Genomic DNA, 23,594 nt, shown 5'->3' with positions numbered 1-23,594 from the left:
GGTTCGGGCTTCCTTGGGTTCAGCGGTAGGCGAGGGCGCTTTCGTCCGCACGCACGGCGGGCAGCAGGCTGCGCTCTTCGTGGTATTCGAGGTTGTGCCGCCACGGGTCGCGGTCGCCCTGGCCAAACATGCGGTGCTGCGCGCGCAGGATGTAGCCCGCATTGAAGTTCTGCGGGTCCATCCAGGGCTGGCGCGCCATGCCGGCATCTTCTGCGCGCAGCCGCGGCTCGACCACGGTGTGGCCGTGGGCCTGCATGTGCTCCAGCACGCGGCACACGAGGTCGCAGACCAGGTCCAGCCGCAGCGTCCAGCTCGAACGGAAGTAGCCCATCACATAGGCCAGGTTGGGCAGGCCTTCGAGCATCACGCCGCGCCAGGTCACGCGCTGCGTGAAGTCCACCGGCACGCCGTCGATGGCGAAGGGCACGCCGCCCAGCACCTGCAGGTCGAAGCCCGTGGCCGTGACCACCACGTCGGCCGGCAGGTGCGCACCGCTGGCCAGCCGGATGCCGGTGGCGTCGAAGCATTCGATCTGGTCGGTGACGACCGAGGCCTTGCCGCTGCGGATGGCGGCGAACAGGTCGCCGTCGGGCACCACGGCCACGCGCTGCTGCCAGGGGCGGTAGCGCGGATTGAAGTGCCGGTCCACGTCGAAGTCCGCGGGCAGCTGGCTGCGCGCCTGGTCCATGAGGTTGGCACGCAGGTCCTCCGGACGCTCGAAGGACATGCGCACCACCTCGCTGTTGCGTGCGATGTGGGCGCGGCGCAGGATCTCGTGCGTCCATTCGGCTGGCAGGTCCAGCGCGCGCAGCGGGGCCTCCAGCGGGTGCGCACGCGGCAGGGCCGAGAAGAAGGTCGGCGAGCGCTGCAGCATGGTCACGTGCGCCACCTGCTCGGCCAGCGCCGGGATCAGCGTGGCGGCCGTGGCGCCCGAGCCGACCACCACCACGCGCTGGCCCGTGCAATCGAGGTCCTCGGGCCAGTGCTGCGGGTGCACCACGCGGCCCTGGAAGCGCTCCAGCCCCGGCCAGTCGGGCGTGTAAGGCTGGCCGTGGTCGTAGTAGCCGGCGCACATCCACAGGAAGCCCGTGGTCAGCACCAGCACCGCGTCCTGGTCCTTGCGCGCGATGCGCAGGGTCCAGTGCCGTTGCTGCGACGACCAGTCGGCCGACAGCACGCGGTGGCCGTAGCGGATGTGCGGCGCCAGTCCGTTTTCGGCGATGGTCTCGTCCAGGTAGTGGCGGATCTCGTCGGCCGTGGCGATGGCGCTGCCCATCCAGGGCTTGAAGGCGTAGCCGTAGGTGTGCAGGTCGCTGTCGGAGCGCGCGCCGGGGTAGCGGTGCGTCCACCAGGTGCCCCCGAAGCCTTCCATGGCCTCGAGCACAGCGAAGCGGCGCTCGGGCCAGCGCTCGCGCAGATGGTGGGCGGCGCCGATGCCGGAGATGCCGGCCCCGATGACGAGGAAGTCGAAGTGCGCGTCGTTCTCGTTGACGCTGTTGGCAGTGGCCATGGGCTTGTCTCCTTGTCGCGGTGTACAGGGTGCCTTTGCGGCCATCGTAGCGGGTGGGTGCGCAGGCGGCGTCGCTCCAGGGACAGGCGCTGCGGGTGCGGCGCGGGCCGGCGACGATGACAGCCGACTGACAGTTCTGCTCGCCAGAGTGGCTGGCCAACCACTGAAGGAGACATTTCATGTACGTTGTTCCACTGGCTCGCAGGCGCTTCCTGCAAGGCGCCATCGCCACACTGGCCCTGCCCGGCCTGGTGCTGGCGCAGGACAAGTACCCCAGCAAGCCCATCACCTGGATCTGCCCGTACGCCGCCGGCGGCAGTGCCGACCAGCGCTCGCACAGGCTCGCCAAGGCCATGAGCACGCTGATGGGCCAGCCATCATCATCGACAACAAGTCGGGCGCCGGCGGCAACATCGGCACCAAGGCCATCGCGCGGGCCAAGGCCGACGGCTACACGCTGGGCATGGGCAGCTTCGCGCCGCTGTCGGTCAACCAGTCGCTGTTCAAGAAGCTCAACTTCGACCCCTTCAACGACCTCGTGCCAATCTTCCTGATCGAGCGCGGCCCGCTGATGCTGACCGTGCGCGCCGACGCACCCTACAAGACGGTGCAGGAGCTCGTGGCCGCGGCCAAGGCCGCGCCGGGCAAGCTGGCCTATGCCTCGGGCGGCATCGGTGGCACGCACCACCTGAGCGGGGCGCTGTTCGAGCACACGGCCGGCATCGACCTGATCCACGCGCCCTACAAGAGCGGTTCGGCCGCGGCGACCGACCTGCTGGGCGGCCAGGTGGCAATGATGTTCGAACAGATGTACATCGCGATGCCCTCCATCAAGGCTGGCAAGACGCGCGCGCTCGCCGTCACCAGCAAGACCCGTTCTGCGCTGATGCCGGATGTGCCGACGAGGGCAGAAGCCGGCTACCCCGCTGTCGAGGTCATGAACTGGCAGGGCCTGGTCGGTCCCAAGGGCTTGTCGCCCGACCTGGTGAAGCAGCTCAACGCCATCGGCAACAAGGCCTTGCAGGACCCGATGCTGCGCGAGCAGATCACCAGCCAGGGCAACGAGGTGATGGGCGGCACGCCCGAGCAGTTCGCCGCGCTGATCCGCGCCGAGGCGCCGCGCTGGGCCAAGGTCGTCAAGGACGCGAAGATCGAACCCGAGTGAAGCATCGGGCCGGTGCACGGCCCGGCTGCAGGCGCGGCATTTTCCCCAGCCAGTCTCAGCTTTTTTCCGATGCCCGGCCTGCGGCCGGATGGCTACCCTGGCCGAACCCGACCAGGCTGCCATCCACGTGTACAAGCGGTCACCCGTTTCCACCCGTCCCCTTCCTGTCCAGGGGCAGCGCGAGTCCGCCGCGGCCATGCCATCCATCGATGCAAGCCCGCGGCAGGTGGCGCAACGCCAACTGATCCGGGCCGCCTTCGGCGGCGCGTCCGAGCCGTCCGACCGCACGGTGCCGGTCGTCCAGCGCGTCGAGATCCAGAGCTTCTTCGATCCAGGCCAGCCCGGCGCCACGGGCCGGCTGCACGCGTTGGAGACCGACGCGTTCGACCCGCGGCAACTGCTGGACATCTTCGTTTCCAAGCACAACGCGGTCCAAGAGCAGAACGGCGCGATGCGCATCCTGCGCGACGAGATCGACCGGCGCTTCACGCTCGGGGACTGGCTGCGCCTGCTGGACCGCGACGGCGCGCTGGTGACGCGGGCTGCCCAAAGGTTTGATGCGTTCCCGGGGCGCAATCCCGCGGTGGAGGCCGCCGGCAACTACATCGACATCGTTCTGCAAAACCTGGATACATGGCAGCAGGAGGACGCGGACGGACCCGACGGCCCCCCACCGGTGGACCCGGGACCGATCTTCACCGCGGCCAAACTGTTGCCCCGGGACGGGGACAGGGCGAAGCGCTTCCAGGCCGCGCGACAGCCCATCAACCGATGGAACGACCGCAAGACGGCCTACCTGCAGGAGTGCAGGCGCCAGGCCGTGCAGGACCGCATGCGCCAGCTGATGCGCCTGGCGGCCTACTTCCTGGTCGAGATCCCGGACCCGGCCACCTTCGTCCAGCTGCGGTCCGGCGGCGCGTCCACAGAGCAGCACGTGCGCATCGGCGCGCAGGCCGACCGGCTTGCGCAGGAACAGGAGAAGTTCGAGGTCGCGATGGCGGCCCTGGCGCAGAAGTACGGCTTCCATGCCGAGCAGCTGCCCCAGGAGCTGCTCGACTTCGACCCTGAACAGGACCTGCAGGCCCTGCGCCGGATCGCCACCACGATCGTGCAACTGCTCAACCCTCCGCACCTGCCGGCACTGCTGCCCACCACGTTCGAGGAAACCCTGCCGCTGCAGCAGCGCGAGGCGCTGGTGACCATGCGCCGGCGCATCCAGGCCCTGCTGCAGCCCGTGGCCGTCCTGGTGGCGCACATCCTGCCCGGCGCGCGCTTGCACTACCGCGGCAGCCTGGGAGATGCCATCAAGAACTTCACCAAGAGCCAGGCGCTGCTCGCGCCCGACCAGGCGGTGGCACTGCACGTGGACTTCGGCAAGCGCGCCGTCGGCGTGAATCTGGGCGCGTTCGACATCGATGCCTTCATCGACGTGCCGCAGGAGATGTGGGCGCGGTGGGAGCGGCTCGCGCTCGTCCCCGACCGCAAGCACCAGGCGATCAAGGGCAAGGTCAAGCTGGCCGACTGGCTCCGGCTGCTGGGTCGGGCGGCGGACAAGGACATGCCCGGCGCGGCCGACGAACTGCCGCGCGTGCGGGCGCTGCTGGAGCTGGAAGGCTGGGTGCGGTGGCAGCTGCGGGACATCACCGGCTACAAGCGCGACGCCAGGAGCGGCGAGGCCGACTTCGAGATGCCGGTGCAGGGCAGCAAGAAGACCGCCAATTCGCTGGCCTACGGCAAACCCTATCCCTTGTTCGAGCTGAGCCAGGGCGGCTCGGCCTACCAGGAATTGATGGCGCCACTCAAGCGGCTGCGCGAGGAAGGCATCGACGTGGACGGCGTGCAGGCGCCGGAGACGCATGTCCGCATTGAGCCGGGCGACATGCCGCAGGACGAAGCCTGGGAGGTGGTCCGCGGCGCCTGGCAGCACCCGCCGAGGCCGTTGCAGTCGTCCACGCTGCCATGGGGCCTGCTGCAGCGGATCGACCTGCGCGGACTGCCGGAGCGCCTGACGGTGCAGGCCGTTGAGCAACTGGTGGGCCTGATCGAAAGCGGGGCGCTGCCCCACGTCCGCGAGATCCAGACCTCGCTGGGCGGGCCTGGCAACGCCGCGCTGCTGGAACGCGTGGCACAGGCGCTGGGCCGGCTCTGAACGGCTCGGCGTTCACAAGCTCTCAGCCGACCTTGCGCGCCTGCCCGTCCCAGAACGGCGCGCGCAGCGCCTTCTTGTCGATCTTGCCCAGCGCCGTCAGCGGCAGCGCGTCCACGAAGTCCACGCGCTTGGGTGCCTGCTGCGCGCCCTTGTGCTGCTTGACCAGCGCCATCAGCGCCTGGGCCTCCACCTGCATGCCAGGCCGGCACACCACCATGGCCGCCACGGCCTCGCCCCAGGTGGCATCGGGCACGCCGATCACGGCCGCCATGGCCACGGCCGGGTGCGTGGTCAGCACGTCTTCCACCTCGCGCGGGTAGACGTTGAAGCCGCCCGAGACCACCATGTCCTTCTTGCGGTCGACGATGTAGAGGTAGCCGGCGTCGTCCTGGCGCGCGATGTCGCTGGTGTGCAGCCAGCCGCCGGCCAGGGTCTCGGCCGTCAGCTCGGGCCGGTTCCAGTACAGCGCCATGGCGCTGTCGGCGCGCACGCAGATCTCGCCCGGCGCGCCCGGCGCGACCTCCTCGCCGTCGTCGCCCAGCAGGCGCACGTCGCAGCCGGCCAGCGGCATGCCGCAGGAGGCGAAGCGCTCAGGCCGGCGCGCGTCGTGGTCGGCCTTGCGCAAGAGGCTGATCGGGTAGCACTCGGTCTGGCCGTACAGCTGCGAGAACACCGGGCCGATGCGCTCCATGCCTTCCAGCAGCCGCGTGGGCGACATCGGCGAGGCGCCGTACAGCAGCAGCTCCAGCGCGCCGAGGTCGGTGCGGCCCAGGCCCGGGTGGTCGAGCAGCTTGTAGACCATGGTCGGCACGAGCAGCGTCATGTTGATGCGCTCGGCCTGCAGCGTGGCCAGCAGCCGGTCCGGGTCGAAGCCGCGCTGCAGGTGCACGGTGCCGCCGCGCAGCAGCGTGGGCAGCACCTTGGTGCCGGCCACATGGCTGATGGGCGCTGCCGCCAGGTAGCGTGGCGTGGCCGGCAGTTCGAAGTCCGCGAGGATGGCGCGCGTGATCGCTGCCGCCTGGTGCTGGTGGCGCAGCGCGGCCTTGGAACGGCCCGTGGTGCCGCCCGTGTAGCCCAGGCTGGCGACGGTCTGCGCGTGCGACAGGTCGCGCGGGCTGTGCTCGCCCGCGGCCGCCATGGCCGCGAGCAGGTCGCGCCCGTAGCCGGCCGGGCCCAGTGTCCAGACCTGCTGCAGCTGCGGCAAGGCCGCGGCCAGTGCACCGCCCCGTTCGCCATAGGTCTCGGCGTCCACCACCAGCAGCTGGGCCTGCGCGTCCTCGATCTGGAACTGCTGCTCGGGCAGCGCCGCGAGCGGGTGCAGCCAGGTCGTGCTGCCGCCCAGGGCCTGCACCGCGATCTCGGCGGCCCAGGCCTCGGCGCGGTTGGCGGCGAGCAGCGCCACGCGCGGCGCCGCGATGCCGCCGGCCGCCAGCACGGCCTGGAGGCGGCCGATCAGCGCCAGCGTGCCGGCGTAGCTGAGCGCACGCCCGTCCTCGGCGAAGGCGATGCGGTCCGGGTAGCGGCGCAGCGCGCGCAGCGCCAGGGCGGGGGCGGTGGGGCCGTGCATGGCAGCCTCAGAACAGGCTGCCCACGGGCTCGTAGCGCGTGCCGTTGAAGCGGATCAGCTGCATCTTCTCGATCGGGAAGAAGTCGCTGGGGCCGGTCTTCACGTCGATGCCGGGGTACAGCATGGGCAGCGTCATCGACAGATTCAAGGCCTGCTTCATGACGTTCTCGCGCGTGAGGTTGTCACCGGCCTGCTTGAGCGTCTGCACCAGGGTCTGCGCGGCCGAGTAGCCGATCAGGTTCAGCGAGTCGTACGGATCGCCTTGCGGGTAGTGCTGCTGCATGAAGGCCAGGTACTGCTTGACCTCGGGCTGGTCCTTCTGGCCCGGGTCGGACGGGTCGCGGAAGTAGGTGGCGCTGATCACGCCCTCGGCGTTCTGCAGGCCGGCGGGCTTGAGCACCGCGCCGACCGACTGCGCCACGCTGGCCACATAGCGCTGCGCGTTCCAGCCCATCTCGGCCGTCTTGCGGATCGCCATGGCGGCGAACTTGGGCGTGGCCAGGATGATCAGCACGTCGGCACCGGCCGCGCGGGCCGAGACGATCTGGCTGTCCACCGTGGGATCGGTCACCTCGAAGGTCTGGGTCGAGACGATGTGCGCCTTGGCCTTGTCGCCCAGGCCGTCGAGCAGGCCCTTCTGGAAGTCCTTGCCGAAGTCGTCGTTCTGCATCAGCACGGCGATCTTGGCGTTGGGGTTGCTGGCCAGCGCGTGCTGGCCGAACACCCGGCCCTCGGTGTGGTAGGTGGGCTGCCAGCCCAAGGTCCAGGGAAATTTCGTGATGTCGCCCCAGCGCGTGGCGCCCGAGCCCACGAACAGCTGCGGCACCTTCTTGGCGTTCATGTAGCGCTGGATGGCCTGGTTGTGCGCCGTGCCCACGGGCAGGAACAGCGCCAGCACCTCCTCCTGCTCGACCAGCTTGCGCGCCTGCTCCACGGTCTTGGACGGCGTGTAGGCGTCGTCCAGCGAGAGGTAGTCGATCTTGCGGCCGTTGACGCCGCCCTCGGCGTTGACCTTGGCGAAGTAGGCGCCTGCCGCCTTGCCGATGGTGCCGTAGGCCGAGACCGGGCCCGAGTAAGCGACCAGGTTGCCGATCCTGATGCTGGTGTCGCTGGCGCCCGGGTCGTACTTCTTCTGGGCCAGCACGGAGCCGGTGGCAAGCAGCCCGGCCAGGGCGATCAGGGTGGTTCTGCGGGAAGCGAAGGTGGTCATGGGCAATGCGAAGGCGACAGCAGGCCAGGCCCATGGCGCGCGGCCATGGGCTGGAGGAACAAGAAAGGGAGGCGCCTAGACGCGCTCGATGATGATGGCCGGGGCCATGCCGCCAGCGGCGCACATGGTCACCAGGCCGCGCTTGAGGTCGCGCCGCTCCAGTTCGTCCAGCAGCGTGCCGATCAGCAGCGAGCCGGTGGCGCCGATCGGATGGCCCAGCGCCATCGCGCCGCCGTTCACGTTGACCTTGGCGCGGTCGAGCTTCAGGTCGCGGATGAACTTCTCGGCCACGACGGCGAAGGCCTCGTTGATCTCCCACAGGTCGATGTCGTCCACCGTCAGGCCGGCCTTGGCCAGCACCTTGCGCGCGGCTGGCACCGGGGCGTTCAACATCAGCGTGGCGCTGTCGCCCACGTTGGCCATGGCGACGATGCGGGCGCGGGGCTTCAGGCCGCGCTTCTTGATGTAGGCGCCCGAGGCCAGCAGCAGCGCGCCGGCGCCGTCGACCACGCCCGAGCTGTTGCCCGCGTGGTGCACGTAGTTGATCTTGAGGTCCGGGAACACCTGGCGGATCAGGCCGGCGTAGGTGTTGCCCTGTTCGTCCAGCGGCTTCTCGGCCATGGCCTCGAAGGCGGGCTTGAGGCCGGCCAGGCCTTCGAGCGTGGTCTGCGGGCGCGGAAACTCCTCGCGGTCCAGCGCCAGGCTGCCGTCTTCGCGGTAGACCGGCACCAGGCTGCGCTTGAAGTGGCCGGCTTCGATGGCCGCCGCCGCGCGCTGCTGGCTCACGAGGGCCAGTTCGTCCAGCGCGCTGCGCGGGATGCCTTCCAGCGTGGCGATGGCGTCGGCGCACACGCCCTGGTGCGATTGCGGCACCGTGCGGCGCAGGTGCAGGTTGCCCGCGTCCATCATGTTGGGGTTGGCGGGGTCGGCCAGCGATGCGGTGTAGCTCATCATCTCGCAGCCGCCTGCGATGACCAGGTCCTCGAAGCCGGCAGCGACGGTGGCCGCCGCCAGGTTCACCGAGGTGATGCCCGAGCCGCAGAAGCGGTCCAGCGTCACGCCGCTGGCCAGCTGGCTGTAGCCGGCGTCCAGCAGCGCCATGCGGGCCATGTCCATGCCCTGCTTGCCGCGCTGGGTGGAGGTGCCCCAGATCACGTCGTCCACCTCGGCGGTGTCGATCTGGTTGCGCTCGGCGATGGCCTTGAGCACCGTGGCGGCCAGGTGCTGCGGGTGCAGGTCGGCCAGGGCGCCCTTGCCGATGCGGCCGATGCCGCGCGGGGTGCGGCAGGTGTCGATGATGTATGCGTCGGACATGGTGGTGGTCTGTGCGTTGCGAAGACCTGCAGACTAGCGGCGCAGCGCGCCGCCGTCATCGTCCGAAGCGACGAGTCGGGGTTTACCCCGCCTGCGATCGGCCGCGGGCCTGCACCTCTTCGCGCCGGGCGCGCAGCTGTTCCGTGTCCAGCGACTCGGCCCAGCGCCGCGAGGCGGCTTTTTCCTCCACCAGGCCGTCGGCCAGGCTGCCTGCGTAGCCGCCGTCGATGAGCTGCTTGTAGATCCCCACCACCTCGGGCAATGCGCTGGCCATGTCGGCTGCCAGCGCGAAGGCCTGGGGCAGCAGTTCCTCGGGTGCGACCACGCGGTTGACCAGGCCCCAGCGCTCGGCCTGCTCGGCTCCGACGAAGTTGCCGCTGAACGACATCTCCTTGGCCCGGCCGATGCCGATCAGCCGCGGCAGCTTCTGCGACAGGCCCCAGCCCGGCACCACGCCCACGCGTGCATGGGTGTCGGCGAAACGCGCCTGGGTGGAGGCGATCAGCAGGTCGCAGGCCAGTGCGAGCTCCAGCCCGCCCGTGACGGCCGCGCCGTTGATGGCACCGATGATGGGCCGCGGGAAGCGCCGCAGCGCGAGCACCGGGTCGGCCTTGGCGTTGCCGAGCGCGTTGCCGTCGATCTCGCGCAGGTCCAGGCCGGCGCAGAAGGCGCGGCCGGCGCCGGTCAGCACCAGCACGCGCACGGCGGGGTCGGCGGCCAGGCGGTCGACGGCGTCGGTGATGGCCTGGCGCAGCGCGAGCGACAGCGCGTTCATGGCCTGCGGACGGTTCAGCGTGAGGCAGGCCACGCCCGGCGAAGGCGTGCTCAGCTGCAGCAGTTCGGTCTCGGCGCTCATCGTGCGCGCTCCAGTGCAGCCCGCACGAGCGGCAGGTGGTCGTTGCCAAAGTACATGTCGTCTCCCAGGAAGATGGTGGGTGTGCCGAAGCCGCCGCGCGCGATCAGCTCCTCGGTGTTGGCGCGCAGCTGGTCCTTGATGGGTTGCGCGCCGATGGCGGCCAGCAACGCGTCGGCATCGACGCCGGCGCGCGTGCAGACCTCGCGCACGACCTCGTCCTGCGCGATGTCCAGGTCGTCACGCCAATAGGCTTCGAAGGCGGCCTTGGCGAAGGCCGGCAGCTGGCCGCTGCCGTCCAGCACCAGGCAGCCGCGCATCACCTTCACGCTGTTGACCGGGAACACCTTGGGCGGGAAGTTGACCTGCACGCCGGTCCAGCGTGCCCAGTCCGTGAGGCTCTTGCCCAGGTAGGCCTGCTTGGCCGGCACCGGCGTGCGGCGCGATTCGTAGACCGTGGGGTTCACGGTGTTGAACACGCCGCCGACCATGAAGGGCCGCCAGCGGATCGTGGCGCCGAGTTCGGCCGCCATGGGCTGCACGTTGGTGAAGGCCAGGTAGGTCCAGGGGCTGGAGATGTCGAAGAAGAACTCGATGTCGGGCATGTCAGTCCTTGTTGGCTGCGGCCGTGCCGCGGAAGAGGTGGCGGCGTGCGTCGTCGTTCATGGCCTTGCCGGGTCGGCCCAGTTCCTTGCCGACCGCCAGGCCGGCCTGCACCTGGGGCCGCGCGCGCACCTCGGCGTACCAGCGCTTCACGTGCGGGAAGTCGTCCAGGCTGATCTGCTGGGCCTTGTGCGTCATCGCCCAGGGGAAGGTGGCGATGTCGGCGATGGAGTAGTCGCCTGCGATGCAGGCGCCCGTGGACGCAAGCTGGCGGTCCAGCACGCCGTAGAGCCGGCGCACCTCGGCGCCGTAGCGGTCGATGGCATACGGAATCTTCTCGGCCGCGTAGAGCAGGAAGTGGCCGTTCTGTCCGGCCATGGGGCCCAGCCCGCCGACCTGCCAGACCACCCATTGCAGCACCCGGTAGCGTTCGGCCGTGGCCGTGGGCAGCAACTGGCCGGCCTTCTCGGCCAGGTATTGCAGGATGGCCCCGCTCTCGAACAGCGCCAGCGGCGGGCCGCCGCCCAGGGGTTCGTGGTCGACGATGGCCGGGATGCGGTTGTTCGGGCCGATGGCCAGGAACTCCGGCGTGAACTGCGCGCCGGCGCCGATGTCCACCGGCAGCACGCGGTAGGGCAGGCCGCATTCCTCCAGCAGGATGCTGACCTTCCAGCCGTTGGGGGTCGGCCAGTAGTGCAGGTCGATCATGGTGCGCTCGTCTCCTTGCGCCGCTTTGTAGAGCGGATGCGCGGCCGCGGCTGTCCCGCAGGTGGCTGTGCTTGCACAAATCGTCGTTCTGGACGAGAGGCCCGGCGGTTCCCCGGCCTAGGATTTCGCGCCGACGGGGCCGCCCTGGCCCTTGCAGGTCACGACAACCACCAGGAGACAAGAGCATGAAGAAAGACGGAGACCGCGCCGGTCTGTCACGGCGTGCGACGCTGGCCTTGGGGCTCGCCACGGCGCTGCCGGCACGCGCGCAGAAGTCCTACGGCCACGGCGTCAGCGACACCGAGATCAAGATCGGCAACATCCTGCCGTATTCCGGACCGGCATCCTCCTACGGCACCATGGGCAAGGCCCTGCAGGGCTACTTCAACAAGGTCAACGCGCAGGGCGGCGTCAACGGCCGCAAGCTCAAGCTGCTGTCGCTGGACGATGGCTACAACCCCGCCAAGACGGTGGAGCAGGCGCGCAAGCTGGTCGAGCAGGAAGAGGTGCTGTTCATCGGCGCCGTGCTGGGCACGGCGACCAACCTGGCGATCCAGAAGTACATGAACGCCAAGAAGGTACCGCAGCTGTTCGTGCAGAGCGGCGCGAGCCGCTGGAACGATCCCAAGGTCTTCCCGTGGACCATGGGCTTCCAGACCTCCTACCAGGTCGAGGCCGCCATCCACGCCCGCCACATCCTGCAGCACCAGCCGAACGCGCGCATCGGCGTGCTCTACCAGAACGATGACCTCGGCAAGGACTACCTCAAGGGCTTCCTGGACGCGCTCGGCGACAAGGCCAAGCCCATGGTCGTGGCCCAGCTCAGCTACGAGTTCAGCGACCCCACCATCGACAGCCAGCTGGTGCAGCTGAGGGCCGCGGGCGTCGACACCTTCTTCAACGTCAGCACGCCCAAGTTCGCGGCCATGGCGATCCGGCGCAGCGCCGAGATGGGCTGGAAGCCCACGCACTACCTGGCCAGCGTGTCGGCCTCGCTGCAATCGGTGATCAAGCCGGCCGGCATCGACAACGCGCAGGGCGTGATCACGGCCACCTTCATGCGCGACCCCTCGGAGACGGCCGAACGCGACACGCCCGAGGTGCGCGAGTTCTCGGCCTTCATGGCCCAGTACTACCCCGAGGGCAACCCCTACGAGACGCTCAACGCGCTGGCCTACAGCATGGGCCAGCTCATGGAGAAGGTGCTGCAGCAGGCCGGCGAGCAGCTCACGCGCGAGAACGTGATGCGCCAGGCCGCGGCGCTGGACCTCACGCTGCCCATGGTGCGCGCCGGCATGCGCGTGAAGACCAGCCCTAGCGACTACGCGCCGCTCGAGCAGCTGCAGATGCTGCGCTTGAAGGGCGATACCTACGAACGCTTCGGCCCCGTCCTGCCGACCTGAAAGGAGCTCCCATGCGCCTGCGCCAGACCCAATCCCTGCACCGCGCCGTGCAGCAGTACCCCGACCGCGTGGCCACCGTCTACAACGGCCGCCGCCAGACCTTCCGCCAGCTGCACGACCGCGTCGCCCGCCTCGCCGGTGCGCTGCAGACGCTGGGCATGGTCGCGGGCGACCGCGTGGGCATGCTCGCGCTGAACTCCGACCGCACGCTGGAGTTCTACCTGGCCGTGTGGTGGGCCGGCGGCGTGGTGAACCCGGTCAACACGCGCTGGAGCGCGGCCGAGATCGCCTTCTCGCTGCAGGACTGCGAGACCGCCATGCTGTTCGTGGACGACAGCTTCGTGCCCATGGTGGCCGAGCTGCAGGCGCAGGCGCCGTGCCTCCAAACCCTGCTCTACGTGGGCGACAAGCCCGCGCCGACCGGCTTTGCAGACACCGAGCAGCTGATCGCCGCGGCCCGGCCCGTGGACGACGCGCTGCGCAGCGGCGACGACCTGGCCGGCGTGTTCTACACCGGCGGCACCACCGGCCGGCCCAAGGGCGTGATGCTGAGCCAGGAGGCGCTGGCCGCCAATGCCGTGCTCTCGCTGGTCCCCGCGCCGCTGGACCGCGACGCCGTGCTGCTGCACAGCGCACCGCTGTTCCACCTCGGCGGCCTGTCCGCGCTGATGCGCAGCCTGGTGGTGGGCACGACCAACGTGTTCCTGCCGGGCTTCACGCCGGGCGGCGTGCTCAAGGCCATCGCCGAGCACCGCATCACCAGCCTCATGCTGATCCCGGTGATGCTGCAGTTCCTGCTCGACGACCCGGCTGCGCGCGATGCCGACCTGTCCAGCGTGCGCGTGATCGGCTACGGCGCCTCGCCGATCTCCGAGGCCCTGCTGGAGCGGGCTTTCGCGCGGCTTCCGCACGCGGACTTCGTGCAGGGCTACGGCATGACCGAGCTGGCCGCCGGCGTGACCTACCTGACGACCGAGTACCACTCGGCAGAGGGCCGCAAGCTGGGCAAGCTGCCATCTGCCGGTCGCGCGCTGAACGGCGTCGACGTGCGCATCGTCGACTTCGAAGGCGTGGAGGTGCCGCGTGGGCAGGTCGGCGAGATCGCAGTGCGCAGCCCCTGCGCGATGTCGGGCTACTGGAACCTGCCCGAGGCCACGGCCCAGGCGCTGCGTGGCGGCTGGATGTTCACGGGCGATGCCGCGCGCATGGACGAGGACGGCTTCGTCTTCATCGTCGACCGCTTCAAGGACATGGTGGTCTCCGGTGGCGAGAACGTCTACTGCGGCGAGGTCGAGGCCGCGCTCACGCGGCATCCGGCCGTGGCTGCGGCGGCCGTGATCGGCGTGCCGCATGCGCAATGGGGCGAGGCCGTGCACGCGGTGCTGGTGCTCAAGCCCGGCATGCAGGCCGGGGCCGAGGAGATCCAGGCCCACTGCAAGGCGCTGATCGCCGGCTACAAGTGCCCGCGCAGCGTGGAGTTCGTGGCGGCATTGCCGATCAGCGGGGCGGGCAAGGTCATGAAGTACAAGCTGCGCGAGTCGCACTGGAAGGACCATCGGCGCGCCGTCGCCTGAGCGCGCATCTGCCCCACGCGCAAGTGCGCGGCCATCAGCAAAACACCGAACCGGGGGCTCAGTACAGCCGATTCGAGGCTTCTCCTGCAACGTCCTTAAAACTTCTGAAGTTGCCGTTGCGGCGATGTGGACTTTCTGGACTTCCATGCCAACATGCGTCTCCCTGGCCCGGCCGCCTGTGTGCAGCCGGGCAGCCATGGAACTCCAAGGAGGCGACGATGTCGGTGCATGCCGCAGCTGTGAGCCGGTCGCGCAAGGGGCGCAACCGCCTGCGCACGCTGGCGTACGAGATCACCATTGCCGAGGCGCGTGAGCGCGAGCGCATCGCGCTGGGCCTGCACGACGACATCGGCCAGTTCCTGACGCTGGCCCGGCTCAAGCTGGGCGAGCTGCGCGCCTGTGTCCCGGGGGGGGCGGGCGAGCCCCTGTTCGATGACATCCACGCGCTGCTCGCGCAGGCTGCGCGCGCCACGCGCTCGGCCACCTTCGACCTGAGCAGCCCCGTGCTGCGCCTGGGCCTGGAGCAGGCCCTGCACAGCCTGGCCGACCGGCTCGCGCGCGACAGCCGCCTGCACGTTTCCTTCCTGTGCAGCGTGCCGCCGCCCGCGCTGCCCGAAGCGGTTCTGGCCGTCGTGTTCCGCGGCGTGCGCGAGCTGTGCCTGAACGTGCAGAAGCACGCGGGCGCGCAGCGGGTCGACATCGCCGTGCGCTGCGAAGACGGCCGGCTGGCCATCGAGGTCGTGGACGACGGTGCCGGCTTCGTGCCTGCGCCGCGCCAGCAGTTCAGCCGGGCCGGCGGCTTCGGCCTGGCCAGCGCGCAGGTGCAGATGCTGGCCATCGGCGGGCAACTGGACATCTGCTCGGTACCGGGTGCCGGCACGCGGGCCCGCATCCTTGTGCCGCTGGCCGCGCGAGGACGGGCATGAGCATCCGCGTCGTGCTGGCCGACGACCACCGCATCGTGCGCGACGGGCTGGCCGCATTGCTGGCGCGCGAGACCGACATCGAGGTCATCGGCCAGGCCAGCGACGGCCTGGCCGCGGTGCGGCTGGCGCGCCAGCTGCAGCCCGACGTGGTCGTCACCGATGTGTCGATGCCCGGGCTCAACGGCGTCGAGGCGATTCGCCGCATCCGCGCCGATGCGCCCGCCGTGCGCGTGCTGTGCCTGTCGGTGCATGCGGAGAGCCGCATGGTGCTGGCCGTGCTCGAGGCCGGTGCCTCCGGCTATGTGCTCAAGGACGACTCCTACGACGATCTCGCACTGGCGATCCGCAAGGCCATGGCCGACCGGGTGCACCTGAGCGCCGAACTGGTCGGCCTGGTCGTCAGCGCCGTGCGGGGCCGTGGCCAGCCGCAGCAGGACGGCCACGCCTCGGTGCTGACGCCGCGCGAGCGCGAAATGGTGCAGCTGCTGTCGGAAGGACTGTCCACGCAGCAGATTGCCCAGCGGCTGCATGTGAGCCCCAAGACCGTGGCCACGCACCGCGAGCACGTGATGCAGAAGCTGGAGATCTGCAGCCTGGCCGAACTCACGCGCTACGCCCTGCGCGAAGGCCTGAGTTCGCTCGACCTGCCCTGGCGCAACTCGGCACGCATGCCGCTCTGATAGTCAGCAATCGCCGCTGCACATTTGCGGCCTCGTCCGATGGTGCGGCGGGCTGTTGGCCTTCAGGCTGCGCGCATGGCCATTCCCCTGTCCTCCCCGGCACTGGTGCTGTGCGACGACCACACCGCCTACCGCAGCTACCTTGCCGACCTGCTGCGCCGCGCCGGCCTGGCGGTCGTCGGCCAGGCGGACGGCGTGGACGCGCTGCGCGGCTGGCTGGCGTGCCACCCCGTGCCGCCGGACCTGGTGCTGATGGACGTGCAGATGCCCGGCGGCGGCCCCGCCGGCCTGGCCGCACTGCTGCGCGAGCATGCGGGCCTGCACGTGCTGGCACTGTCGGCGCACGACGATCCGGCCATCGTCGCCGCCATGCTCGCCGCCGGGGCCGGCGGCTACCTGCTCAAGGACGATCCGCTGGCGGAGCTCGTCGATGCCATCCACGGTGTCGCCGCCGGGCAGCGCCGGCTCAGCCGGGCGTTGCCGCACGCTCAGCAATGAAGATGCCCAAGTTCAGGATTTGACCGATGCGGCCGCTGCGGCCGCACCGCTACCGTTGGCGCCATCGTTTCAACGGAGTCCTGCGAGCATGATCGACGCGGCCATCGGCCAGGTTGCCAGCACCCTGAACAGCGCCTTGCAGCGCGCGTTCGGCCTGTCCGAGGAACTCGTCGTCGTCTCCAGCCTGTACGAACCCGATGGCAGCGTCGCTGCCGGCGTGAACAACAAGCTGGCGGTGTTCCTGGTCAACATCGAGCGCGACACCATGCCCGTCCAGCGGCCGCGCCGCGCCGAAGACGCCCTGCGGCCGCCGCCCGTCTCGCTGAACCTGCAGCTCATGTTCGCCGCCAGCTTCGGTGCGGCCAACTACACCGAGGCGCTGAAGTTCGTCGCCAGCACGGTCGCGTTCTTCCAGGCCGCGCCGCTGCTGGACCACGACAACACGCCCGCTCTGGACCCGCGCATCGACCGGCTGGTGCTGGACATCGAGAACCAGGCCACCGCCGAGCTCAGCAACCTGTGGGGCATCTTCGGCGGGCGCTACCTGCCATCGGTGCTGTACCGCATGCGCATGGTAACCTTCGACGCCGGCCCGCGCGAGGGCCCGCTGCCGCTGGTGCGCGAGCCCGTCGTCGGCGCCCATCACTGAGACCGCCATGGGCCGCTACTTCCCCCTGCTGCGCGTCGATGTGGGCCATGGCTTCTTTGCCGATGGACGTTGCCGCGGCCTGCGTTTCGAGCCGCTGGGCGCCACGGCGTGCTGGCTGCAGCAGCAGGACGCGGTGGTGCGCGAGCACGACGGCGCGCTGATGCTGTACGGCACGGCCGAGGCGCTGGCCGGCGCACCGGACACCGTGCTGACCTGGCACCTGCACGGCACCGACGCGGACTTCGCCCACTGGACCGAACAACCCGCGCTGTGGCCGCAGGAACTGCTGTACCTGGACGCCGCCGCCGCGCTGCCGGACGGCGCCGACGGCTGGCGCCTGCACGCCGGCGACACCGTGGCCCAGGCCGAAGTGCGGCCGCTGAGCTGGCCCGTGGTCGCGCAGACCCTGCACGGCGCCGCGCGCCGCATGCCGCCCCTGGCGCTGCTGCGCGTGCCGCTGGCCGCGTTGCCGCCCGCGCCCGTGCACTACCGCATCCGGCTGGCGCCGCGCGCCACCTGGTGGAAGTACTGCCTGCACGGCCATTGGCCCGAACCGCAGCTGCAGGTGGTCGACCTGGCGAGCCGGGCCAGCTTCGCCGCGCCCGAGCCCGAGCGGCTGGACGACGGCACGGCGCTGCTGGCCATCCGCTCGCAGGCGCCGATCGCGCTGGCGCAGCGCAGCGCGCAGTGCTTCCAGCTGCGCAGCCGCCAGCGTGGCGGCGACAAGGTGTTGGTCAAGCGCCTGCCCGTGGCGGCGGCGCGCTGGCTGTCCCGAGAGCGGATCGACGGCGCAAGCCGCCTGGTCTCCGAGATCCATGTGCATCGTTAAGAGGAGGCCGCAATGGCTATGAAGACCCCCGGCGTCTACATCGTCGAGAAAAACGCATTCCCGAACTCCGTGGTCGAGGTGGCCACTGCGGTGCCAGCCTTCATCGGGTACACCCGGCGCGCCGACAACGCCGGCAAGTCGCTGCTCATGAAGCCGTGGCGCATCAGCTCCATGGCCGAGTTCCACCAGTACTACGGCTATGCGCCGGACCCCCGGTTCAGCATCGCGCCGAAGGCAGACCCCAACGTGGAAGCCGCCTTCCACGCCGGCGACAAGGAGTACCTGCTGGCCCAGGCCGACGGGGCCGAGGGCGGGCGCTTCCTGCTGTACTACAGCATGCTGCACTTCTTCCAGAACGGCGGCGGGCCCTGCTACATCGTCGCGGTCGGCGACTACAAGGGCGGCGTCGAGGCCGACCGGCTCATGGCCGGCATCGAGCCGCTGGTCAAGGAGCAGGAGCCGACCATGCTGGTCATCCCCGATGCCGTGCTGCTCAGCGCCGCCAACTGCATCTCGGTGCAGCAGGCCATGCTGCAGCACTGCGGCGGCCGGATGCGCAGCCGCATCTCGGTGCTCGACGTGTGGGGCGGCGACCGCGACCGCAAGGACCCCGCCGGCGATCCGATCGAGGGCTTCCGCAATGCGCTGGGCATCAACCATCTGGACTTCGCGGCGGCCTACTATCCCTGGGTCAACACCACCATCGTCCAGGACAAGGACCTCAACTACACCCACATCGCCAACGGCGAGCTGCTGGTGCAACTGCTGATGGCCGACCTGTCGCTGCCCGACAGCGTGACCGACAAGACGCCGGCCCGCACCGCCCAGCAATGGCAGGCCGTGCAGGACATCCTGAAGACCGATGCGCAGTGGACCGACAAGCTCACGGCCGACATCAACAAGGCGACCGACAAGACCGACGAGCAGAAGGCCAGACTGCTGGAGCCACGCGCGCTGGAGCTCGCGGTGGAGACCAACAAGGCGCTGCTCAACAAGAGCCTGGTCGCCTCCAGCCCGCTGTTCGTCACGGTCCTCACCGAGGTCAAGAACCGGCTCAACCTGCTGCCGCCGGCCGCGGCCATGGCCGGCATCTACACCATGGTGGACAACACGCGCGGTGTCTGGAAGGCGCCGGCCAACGTCAGCATGAACGGCGTGGTGTCCCCGGCCGTCAACATCTCGCACGAGGACCAGGAAGACCTCAACGTCACCACGCAGGGCAAGTCCATCAACGCCATCCGCTCCTTCATCGGCGAGGGCGTGCTGGTCTGGGGCGCGCGCACGCTGGACGGCAACAGCCTGGACTGGCGCTACATCAACGTGCGCCGCACCATGATCATGCTGGAGGAGTCCTGCCGCCTGGCCGCCAAGGCCATGGTGTTCGAGCCCAACGTGGCCAACACCTGGGTCACCATCAAGAGCATGGTCTCCAACTTCCTGACCGGCATCTGGAAGCGCGGCGGCCTGGCCGGCGCGGTGCCGGACGACGCCTTCAGCGTGCACGTGGGCCTGGGCGAGACCATGACGCCGGAGGACATCCTCGAAGGCATCCTGCGCGTCACGGTGCTGGTGGCCATCAGCCGCCCGGCCGAGTTCATCGAGATCACCTTCCAGCAGCAGATGCAGAAGTCCTGATCCCGTCCATTGACACACACATCCTAGTTGGAGGCCCCTCATGGCAGACGATGGTTCCGCGCAATCGACCACGGTGTGGCCGATGCCCAAATTCCGGTTCGAGGTCAAGTGGGACTCGGCCGTCATGTCCTTCCAGGAGGTCTCCGGCCTCGACGTGGAGGCCCAGCCCATCGAGTACCGGCACGGCGACAGCCCGGCCTTCTCGGTCATCAAGATGCCGGGCATGAAGAAGTACAGCGACGTGACCATGAAGAAGGGCGTCTTCAAGTCCGACAACAAGCTGTGGGACTGGTTCAACGAGATCAAGATGAACACCATCAAGCGCAAGCCGGTGACCATCAGCCTGCTCGACGAGGCCGGCAAACCGACCATGGTCTGGACCCTGGCCAACGCCTGGCCGACCAAGATCACGGGCACCGACCTGAAGGCGCAAGGCAACGAGGTGGCGGTGGAGACCATCGTGATCGCACACGAAGGCCTGACCATCGCCAACGCATGATCACGCCGCAGGCGCTGCAGGCGGGGCGCGCGCAGCTGCGCTCGGCCACCGGCGCCAACTACCCGCCGCCGGCCTTCCATTTCACGGTCAGCTTCGGCGCGCAGCCCAGCCGCGATGCCGACAGCGCGTTCCACGAGGTCAGCGGCATCGCGCCCGAGATCGAGACCGAAACGGTGGCCGAGGGCGGGTTGAATGGCTCTGTCCATGTGCTGCCCAAGGGCGTCAAGCAGCCCCGGCTGGTCTTGAAGCGCGGCATTGCGCTGAAGACCTCGCGCCTGGTCGGCTGGTGCCAGGACGTGTTGAACGGCGACCTGATCAAGCCCATCGTGCCGCAGCTCATGCACGTGTTCCTGCTGGACCACCAGGGCGAGCCGCTGCGCGGCTGGTCGATCGAGAACGCCTGGCCCGTCAAGTGGGAAATCGACAGCTTCAACGCCACGCGCAACCAGGTGGCGATGGAGAAGATCGAGCTGGCCTATGCCCGCTCCAACCGCATCCGCTGAGGCATCCCATGGGCATCGAAGTGCGCCAGCTGCTGATCCGCTCGCAGGTCAATATCGCATCCGCGGCGCCGGCACGGCCGGCGCTGTCCGCGGCCGAGCTGCAGCGGCTGCGCCAGCAATTGCTGGCCGAGTGCCGGCAGGCGGTGGCCGAGCAGCTGCGCGCGCGGCGCGAACGTTGACCACCGGGGCGTGGCGATGGAATCCGGCCAACTCACCCACCTGCAGCTGATGCGCTACAGCATCCAGCGCGGCGGCACCATCAAGCTGGAGCCGTCGGTGCAGTTCACGGCGCAGATCAACCCGGCGGACGTCAAGCACAGCCATGGCCTGCGCTACGACGACACCAAGGCGCTGGGCGAGAGCGCCAACAACCCGCGCTACAGCGCGGTGGAGGAGGAGCGGCTGGCCTTCTCGCTGGTGCTGGACGGCACCGGCGTGGTGCCGCCCGCGGCCGGCGGCCAGCCGTCCGATGTGAGGACGCAGATCAGGCAGCTCAACACCGTGGCCTACCAGTACGTCATCCTCACCGGGGAGACGCCGCTCGTGCGGCTGCTCTGGGGCACGCTGATCTTCTTCGGCCGGCTGGACACGATCGCCACCACCTACACGCTGTTCAAGCCCAGCGGCGAGCCGCTGCGTGCCAAGGTCGACCTGAGTTTCCGGGGTGCCATGAGCAAGAAGGAGGCGGAACTGGTCACCAGCCGCCAGTCCGAGGAAGCGCCCACCAGGATCGTCGTGCGCGAAGGCCAGACCCTGTCCGAGCTGTGCCAGCAGCACTATGGCGAGCCCTTCCACACGCTGGAGGTGGCCCGCTACAACAAGCTGCCGAACCTGCTCGACCTCAAGCCGGGCACGCGGCTGCTGATGCCACCGCGGAAGTAGGCCATGCCCGCTGCATCCCCCCTGGACAACAGCGAAGGCGTGGTGCGCCTGACGCTCAGCCTGGACGGCCAGGTGGCCGAGCCCATGCCCGACGTGATTTCCGTCAGCATCCAGCGCGGTGTCAACACCGTGCCGTCGGCGCGCATCGAGCTGATCGATGGCGACATGCCGAACAAGGAGTTCCCGCTCAGCGATTCGGCGCAGTTCAAGCCCGGTGTGCTGCTGCGCATCCAGGCCGGCTATGGCAGCGGCGAGCCGGCCCAGGTGTTCGAAGGCATCGTGGTGCGCCACGGCGTGCAGGTGCGCGGCGACAACGACGCGCGCCTGGTCATCGAGTGCCGCGACAAGGCGGTGCTGATGACGGTGGGCCGGCGCAATGCCAACCACATCGACAAGACCGACAGCGACGTGATCGCCGCGCTGGCCCAGGCCCATGGCCTGGCGCTGGACGGGGACAGCACCGCGCTGAGCTACGGCGAGCTGGTGCAGCACTACTGCACCGACTGGGACTTCATGCTCGCGCGCGCCGAGGCCAACGGCCTGCTGGTGGTGGCCACCGACGGCAAGCTGGCCGTGAAGGCGCCGCAGGCCGACGCCCAGCCCGATCTGCAGGTGACCTATGGCGTGGACCTGATCGAGTTCCAGGCCGACCTGGACGTGCGCGGCCAGTACGCCAGCGCCCAGGCCTTCTCGTGGGATCCCAAGACGCAGGCGGCGCTGGAAGGCACGGCCAGCGAGCCTGCCGCGCTGCCGGTGCAGGGCGACCTGGGCTCGGCCGAGCTCGCCAAGGTGGTGGGCCTGCCCACCTTCCGGCTGCAGAGCGGCGCGCCGCAACCCGCCGAGGCCTTGGCGGGATGGGCCAAGGCGCTGCAGCTCAAGGCGGCGCTGGCGCGGCTGCGCGGGCGGATGCGCTTCCAGGGCTCGGCGCTGGCCAGGGTCGGCGGGCTGATCGCGCTGGCCGGCGTGGGTGCGCGCTTCTCGGGCCAGGTGTTCGTGACGGGCCTGCGCCACGAGATCGTCGACGGTGGCTGGACCACCGAGGCCGAGTTCGGCCTGGCGCCGGACTGGTTCGTCGAGCGCAGCGACGTGGTCGCGCCGCCCGGCGCCGGCCTGCTGCCGGGTGTTCACGGGCTGCAGGTGGGCGTCGTCATGAAGCTGGACGCCGACCCGGCCGGCGAGGCGCGCGTGCAGGTCAAGGTGCCGGTGCTGCAGGCCAGCGACGAAGGCGTCTGGGCGCGGCTGCTGCAGCTGCACGCCAGCAACGGCTTCGGCAGCTTCTTCCTGCCCGAGGTCGGCGACGAGGTGGTGCTGGGCTATTTCGCCGACGACCCCTCGCACCCGGTGGTGCTGGGTAGCCTGTACAGCAGCAAGCAGGCCACGCCGTATGCGCTGGAGGCGGCCAACGACATCAAGGCCATCGTCACGCGCTGCAAGCACAAGCTCGCGTTCGACGAGCGCGACAAGACCATCACCGTGCTGACGCCGGCCGGCAACACCATCGTGCTGAGCGACAAGGACAAGTCCATCGTGCTGCAGGACCAGAACGGCAACAAGGTCGAGCTGGCCCCCGGCGGCATCACGCTGTCCAGCCCCAAGGACATCGTGCTCCAGGCCCAGGGCAAGGTCTCGGTCACGGCTGGCCTGAGCATGGCACTCAAGGCGCAGGCCGATGCGACGGTGGACGGCCTCAACGTGGCCTGCATGGCGCAGATGGGCTTTTCCGCCAAGGGCAATGCCAGTGCCGAGCTGTCCGCCGCCGGGCAGACCGTCGTCAAGGGCGCCATGGTCCTGATCAATTGACATGAACACCCCCAGTCTTCGCGCTGCGCGCTCCGCCAACCCCCTCCAGGGGGCGCCGCGAGCGCCCGGGCAGAGCCCGCTCGGCCGCGTCCGCTGGCATGGCCTGCTCCGCGGCCTTCTGTCCCGCGGCCTGCACAGGTCGCTGTGCCATGGCGGCGTCGCGCTGGAGGCTTGTCATTGATGCCACCCGCCGCACGCATCACCGACCTGCACGCCTGCCCGATGGTCACACCCGGCCTGCCGCCGGTGCCGCACGTGGGCGGGCCGGTGCTGGGGCCGGGCGTGCCGACGGTGCTGATCGGCCAGCTCGTGGCCGCGGTGGTGGGCGACACCGCCCTGTGCGTCGGCCCGCCTGACACCATCGTGAAGGGCTCGGCCACGGTCATGATCGGCAGCCGGCCGGCGGCCCGTGTGGGCGACACCACGGCGCATGGCGGCAGCATCGCGCTGGGCTGCTTCACGGTCATCGTCGGCGGTTGAATGGACCACCCCCAGTCTGCGCGCTGCGCGCTTCGCCAACCCCCTCGCGGGAGCGCCGCCAGCGGCCTGGCGGAGCCAGATCCGCGGCCTCTCGCACCGTGGCGTGCAGGCGGTGCCGTGCACTGCCGTTGGCGCGCCGGGCGCAGGGGGTGCGCGA

General features: G+C 69.8%; 23 protein-coding genes. 16 read left to right on the top strand and 7 right to left on the bottom strand.

Annotated features, from left to right (window positions below):
* Nucleotides 1–19 precede the first annotated feature (19 nt).
* Nucleotides 20–1,510: a flavin-containing monooxygenase gene (locus ACSQ4M_RS33615; protein ID WP_436193687.1), complete on the bottom strand. Its 1,491-nt coding sequence runs from the start codon at nt 1,508–1,510 to the stop codon at nt 20–22.
* On the opposite strand from ACSQ4M_RS33615, the gene ACSQ4M_RS33610 reads away from it, so the two are divergent.
* Together ACSQ4M_RS33610 and ACSQ4M_RS33605 are read left to right on the top strand one after the other, a co-directional pair.
* Nucleotides 1,434–2,675: a Bug family tripartite tricarboxylate transporter substrate binding protein gene (locus ACSQ4M_RS33610; RefSeq protein ID WP_436193686.1), complete on the top strand. Its 1,242-nt coding sequence runs from the start codon at nt 1,434–1,436 to the stop codon at nt 2,673–2,675. The genes ACSQ4M_RS33615 and ACSQ4M_RS33610 overlap by 77 nt on opposite strands.
* A gap of 196 nt (nt 2,676–2,871) precedes the next feature.
* On the top strand, nt 2,872–4,824 hold the full coding sequence (locus ACSQ4M_RS33605) for a hypothetical protein (RefSeq protein ID WP_436193685.1): 1,953 nt from the start codon (nt 2,872–2,874) through the stop codon (nt 4,822–4,824).
* Nucleotides 4,825–4,846: 22 nt separating this feature from the next.
* On the opposite strand, the gene ACSQ4M_RS33600 is transcribed toward ACSQ4M_RS33605, so the two are convergent.
* The 6 genes from ACSQ4M_RS33600 to ACSQ4M_RS33575 all read right to left on the bottom strand — a co-directional run bounded on the left by ACSQ4M_RS33600 (nt 4,847) and on the right by ACSQ4M_RS33575 (nt 11,079).
* Nucleotides 4,847–6,391, bottom strand: a complete 1,545-nt coding sequence (locus tag ACSQ4M_RS33600) for an AMP-binding protein (RefSeq protein WP_436193684.1) — start codon at nt 6,389–6,391, stop codon at nt 4,847–4,849.
* Nucleotides 6,392–6,398: 7 nt separating this feature from the next.
* Nucleotides 6,399–7,601 (bottom strand): ABC transporter substrate-binding protein, encoded by a 1,203-nt coding sequence (locus ACSQ4M_RS33595; RefSeq protein ID WP_436193683.1) that lies wholly within the window; start codon nt 7,599–7,601, stop codon nt 6,399–6,401.
* 75 nt (nt 7,602–7,676) lie between these two features.
* A complete protein-coding gene (locus ACSQ4M_RS33590; RefSeq protein ID WP_436193682.1) occupies nt 7,677–8,915 on the bottom strand; it encodes an acetyl-CoA C-acetyltransferase in 1,239 nt (412 codons plus the stop codon).
* 82 nt (nt 8,916–8,997) lie between these two features.
* A complete protein-coding gene (locus ACSQ4M_RS33585; RefSeq protein ID WP_436193681.1) occupies nt 8,998–9,771 on the bottom strand; it encodes an enoyl-CoA hydratase in 774 nt (257 codons plus the stop codon).
* Entirely contained in the window at nt 9,768–10,373 is a 606-nt protein-coding gene (locus ACSQ4M_RS33580) for a 2-hydroxychromene-2-carboxylate isomerase (protein ID WP_436193680.1), read from the bottom strand. Before ACSQ4M_RS33580 ends, ACSQ4M_RS33585 begins: the two co-directional genes overlap by 4 nt.
* Before the next feature lies 1 nt (nt 10,374).
* Nucleotides 10,375–11,079: a glutathione S-transferase N-terminal domain-containing protein gene (locus tag ACSQ4M_RS33575; protein ID WP_436193679.1), complete on the bottom strand. Its 705-nt coding sequence runs from the start codon at nt 11,077–11,079 to the stop codon at nt 10,375–10,377.
* 185 nt (nt 11,080–11,264) lie between these two features.
* Between ACSQ4M_RS33575 and ACSQ4M_RS33570 the strand changes: the two genes are divergently transcribed.
* The 14 genes from ACSQ4M_RS33570 to ACSQ4M_RS33505 all read left to right on the top strand — a co-directional run bounded on the left by ACSQ4M_RS33570 (nt 11,265) and on the right by ACSQ4M_RS33505 (nt 23,437).
* Nucleotides 11,265–12,482, top strand: coding sequence for an ABC transporter substrate-binding protein (locus tag ACSQ4M_RS33570; RefSeq protein ID WP_436193678.1), 1,218 nt, complete (start codon nt 11,265–11,267; stop codon nt 12,480–12,482).
* A 17-nt stretch (nt 12,483–12,499) separates the two neighbouring features.
* Complete coding sequence (locus ACSQ4M_RS33565) at nt 12,500–14,056, top strand: acyl-CoA synthetase (protein ID WP_436194113.1); 1,557 nt, start codon at nt 12,500–12,502, stop codon at nt 14,054–14,056.
* Between the two features lie 218 nt (nt 14,057–14,274).
* Nucleotides 14,275–14,982 (top strand): sensor histidine kinase, encoded by a 708-nt coding sequence (locus tag ACSQ4M_RS33560; protein WP_436193677.1) that lies wholly within the window; start codon nt 14,275–14,277, stop codon nt 14,980–14,982.
* Entirely contained in the window at nt 14,979–15,662 is a 684-nt protein-coding gene (locus ACSQ4M_RS33555; protein ID WP_436193676.1) for a response regulator, read from the top strand. Before ACSQ4M_RS33560 ends, ACSQ4M_RS33555 begins: the two co-directional genes overlap by 4 nt.
* A 75-nt stretch (nt 15,663–15,737) precedes the next feature.
* Nucleotides 15,738–16,160, top strand: a complete 423-nt coding sequence (locus ACSQ4M_RS33550; protein ID WP_436193675.1) for a response regulator — start codon at nt 15,738–15,740, stop codon at nt 16,158–16,160.
* 88 nt (nt 16,161–16,248) lie between these two features.
* On the top strand, nt 16,249–16,809 hold the full coding sequence (locus tag ACSQ4M_RS33545) for a DUF4255 domain-containing protein (protein ID WP_436193674.1): 561 nt from the start codon (nt 16,249–16,251) through the stop codon (nt 16,807–16,809).
* A gap of 7 nt (nt 16,810–16,816) precedes the next feature.
* Nucleotides 16,817–17,638 (top strand): hypothetical protein, encoded by an 822-nt coding sequence (locus ACSQ4M_RS33540; protein WP_436193673.1) that lies wholly within the window; start codon nt 16,817–16,819, stop codon nt 17,636–17,638.
* 12 nt (nt 17,639–17,650) lie between these two features.
* Nucleotides 17,651–19,273, top strand: coding sequence for a phage tail sheath family protein (locus ACSQ4M_RS33535; RefSeq protein WP_436193672.1), 1,623 nt, complete (start codon nt 17,651–17,653; stop codon nt 19,271–19,273).
* Between the two features lie 40 nt (nt 19,274–19,313).
* Complete coding sequence (locus tag ACSQ4M_RS33530; protein WP_436193671.1) at nt 19,314–19,772, top strand: phage tail protein; 459 nt, start codon at nt 19,314–19,316, stop codon at nt 19,770–19,772.
* On the top strand, nt 19,769–20,275 hold the full coding sequence (locus tag ACSQ4M_RS33525) for a phage tail protein (RefSeq protein ID WP_436193670.1): 507 nt from the start codon (nt 19,769–19,771) through the stop codon (nt 20,273–20,275). The genes ACSQ4M_RS33530 and ACSQ4M_RS33525 overlap by 4 nt, the downstream gene beginning before the upstream one ends.
* A gap of 8 nt (nt 20,276–20,283) precedes the next feature.
* A complete protein-coding gene (locus ACSQ4M_RS33520) occupies nt 20,284–20,454 on the top strand; it encodes a DUF5908 family protein (protein ID WP_436193669.1) in 171 nt (56 codons plus the stop codon).
* Nucleotides 20,455–20,470: 16 nt separating this feature from the next.
* Nucleotides 20,471–21,157 (top strand): CIS tube protein, encoded by a 687-nt coding sequence (locus ACSQ4M_RS33515; protein WP_436193668.1) that lies wholly within the window; start codon nt 20,471–20,473, stop codon nt 21,155–21,157.
* Nucleotides 21,158–21,160: 3 nt separating this feature from the next.
* Entirely contained in the window at nt 21,161–22,957 is a 1,797-nt protein-coding gene (vgrG, locus tag ACSQ4M_RS33510) for a type VI secretion system tip protein VgrG (RefSeq protein ID WP_436193667.1), read from the top strand.
* Nucleotides 22,958–23,137: 180 nt separating this feature from the next.
* On the top strand, nt 23,138–23,437 hold the full coding sequence (locus tag ACSQ4M_RS33505) for a PAAR domain-containing protein (RefSeq protein ID WP_436193666.1): 300 nt from the start codon (nt 23,138–23,140) through the stop codon (nt 23,435–23,437).
* The last annotated feature ends 157 nt before the right edge of the window (nt 23,438–23,594 follow it).

This window comes from Pseudorhodoferax sp. LjRoot39, assembly GCF_964253035.1.
Lineage (GTDB): Bacteria > Pseudomonadota > Gammaproteobacteria > Burkholderiales > Burkholderiaceae_C > Pseudorhodoferax.
This window is presented reverse-complemented; position numbering and strand designations above follow the sequence as displayed.

Bases quoted from the DNA above. Each gene is read 5' to 3' on its own strand.
- ACSQ4M_RS33610 (WP_436193686.1), top strand. From the start codon at position 1,434: ATGCCGGAGATGCCGGCCCCGATGACGAGGAAGTCGAAGTGCGCGTCG.
- ACSQ4M_RS33615 (WP_436193687.1), bottom strand. From the start codon at position 1,510: ATGGCCACTGCCAACAGCGTCAACGAGAACGACGCGCACTTCGACTTC.
- ACSQ4M_RS33605 (WP_436193685.1), top strand. From the start codon at position 2,872: ATGCCATCCATCGATGCAAGCCCGCGGCAGGTGGCGCAACGCCAACTG.
- ACSQ4M_RS33600 (WP_436193684.1), bottom strand. From the start codon at position 6,391: ATGCACGGCCCCACCGCCCCCGCCCTGGCGCTGCGCGCGCTGCGCCGC.
- ACSQ4M_RS33595 (WP_436193683.1), bottom strand. From the start codon at position 7,601: ATGACCACCTTCGCTTCCCGCAGAACCACCCTGATCGCCCTGGCCGGG.
- ACSQ4M_RS33590 (WP_436193682.1), bottom strand. From the start codon at position 8,915: ATGTCCGACGCATACATCATCGACACCTGCCGCACCCCGCGCGGCATC.
- ACSQ4M_RS33585 (WP_436193681.1), bottom strand. From the start codon at position 9,771: ATGAGCGCCGAGACCGAACTGCTGCAGCTGAGCACGCCTTCGCCGGGC.
- ACSQ4M_RS33580 (WP_436193680.1), bottom strand. From the start codon at position 10,373: ATGCCCGACATCGAGTTCTTCTTCGACATCTCCAGCCCCTGGACCTAC.
- ACSQ4M_RS33575 (WP_436193679.1), bottom strand. From the start codon at position 11,079: ATGATCGACCTGCACTACTGGCCGACCCCCAACGGCTGGAAGGTCAGC.
- ACSQ4M_RS33570 (WP_436193678.1), top strand. From the start codon at position 11,265: ATGAAGAAAGACGGAGACCGCGCCGGTCTGTCACGGCGTGCGACGCTG.
- ACSQ4M_RS33560 (WP_436193677.1), top strand. From the start codon at position 14,275: ATGTCGGTGCATGCCGCAGCTGTGAGCCGGTCGCGCAAGGGGCGCAAC.
- ACSQ4M_RS33555 (WP_436193676.1), top strand. From the start codon at position 14,979: ATGAGCATCCGCGTCGTGCTGGCCGACGACCACCGCATCGTGCGCGAC.
- ACSQ4M_RS33550 (WP_436193675.1), top strand. From the start codon at position 15,738: ATGGCCATTCCCCTGTCCTCCCCGGCACTGGTGCTGTGCGACGACCAC.
- ACSQ4M_RS33545 (WP_436193674.1), top strand. From the start codon at position 16,249: ATGATCGACGCGGCCATCGGCCAGGTTGCCAGCACCCTGAACAGCGCC.
- ACSQ4M_RS33540 (WP_436193673.1), top strand. From the start codon at position 16,817: ATGGGCCGCTACTTCCCCCTGCTGCGCGTCGATGTGGGCCATGGCTTC.
- ACSQ4M_RS33535 (WP_436193672.1), top strand. From the start codon at position 17,651: ATGGCTATGAAGACCCCCGGCGTCTACATCGTCGAGAAAAACGCATTC.
- ACSQ4M_RS33530 (WP_436193671.1), top strand. From the start codon at position 19,314: ATGGCAGACGATGGTTCCGCGCAATCGACCACGGTGTGGCCGATGCCC.
- ACSQ4M_RS33525 (WP_436193670.1), top strand. From the start codon at position 19,769: ATGATCACGCCGCAGGCGCTGCAGGCGGGGCGCGCGCAGCTGCGCTCG.
- ACSQ4M_RS33520 (WP_436193669.1), top strand. From the start codon at position 20,284: ATGGGCATCGAAGTGCGCCAGCTGCTGATCCGCTCGCAGGTCAATATC.
- ACSQ4M_RS33515 (WP_436193668.1), top strand. From the start codon at position 20,471: ATGGAATCCGGCCAACTCACCCACCTGCAGCTGATGCGCTACAGCATC.
- vgrG (WP_436193667.1), top strand. From the start codon at position 21,161: ATGCCCGCTGCATCCCCCCTGGACAACAGCGAAGGCGTGGTGCGCCTG.
- ACSQ4M_RS33505 (WP_436193666.1), top strand. From the start codon at position 23,138: ATGCCACCCGCCGCACGCATCACCGACCTGCACGCCTGCCCGATGGTC.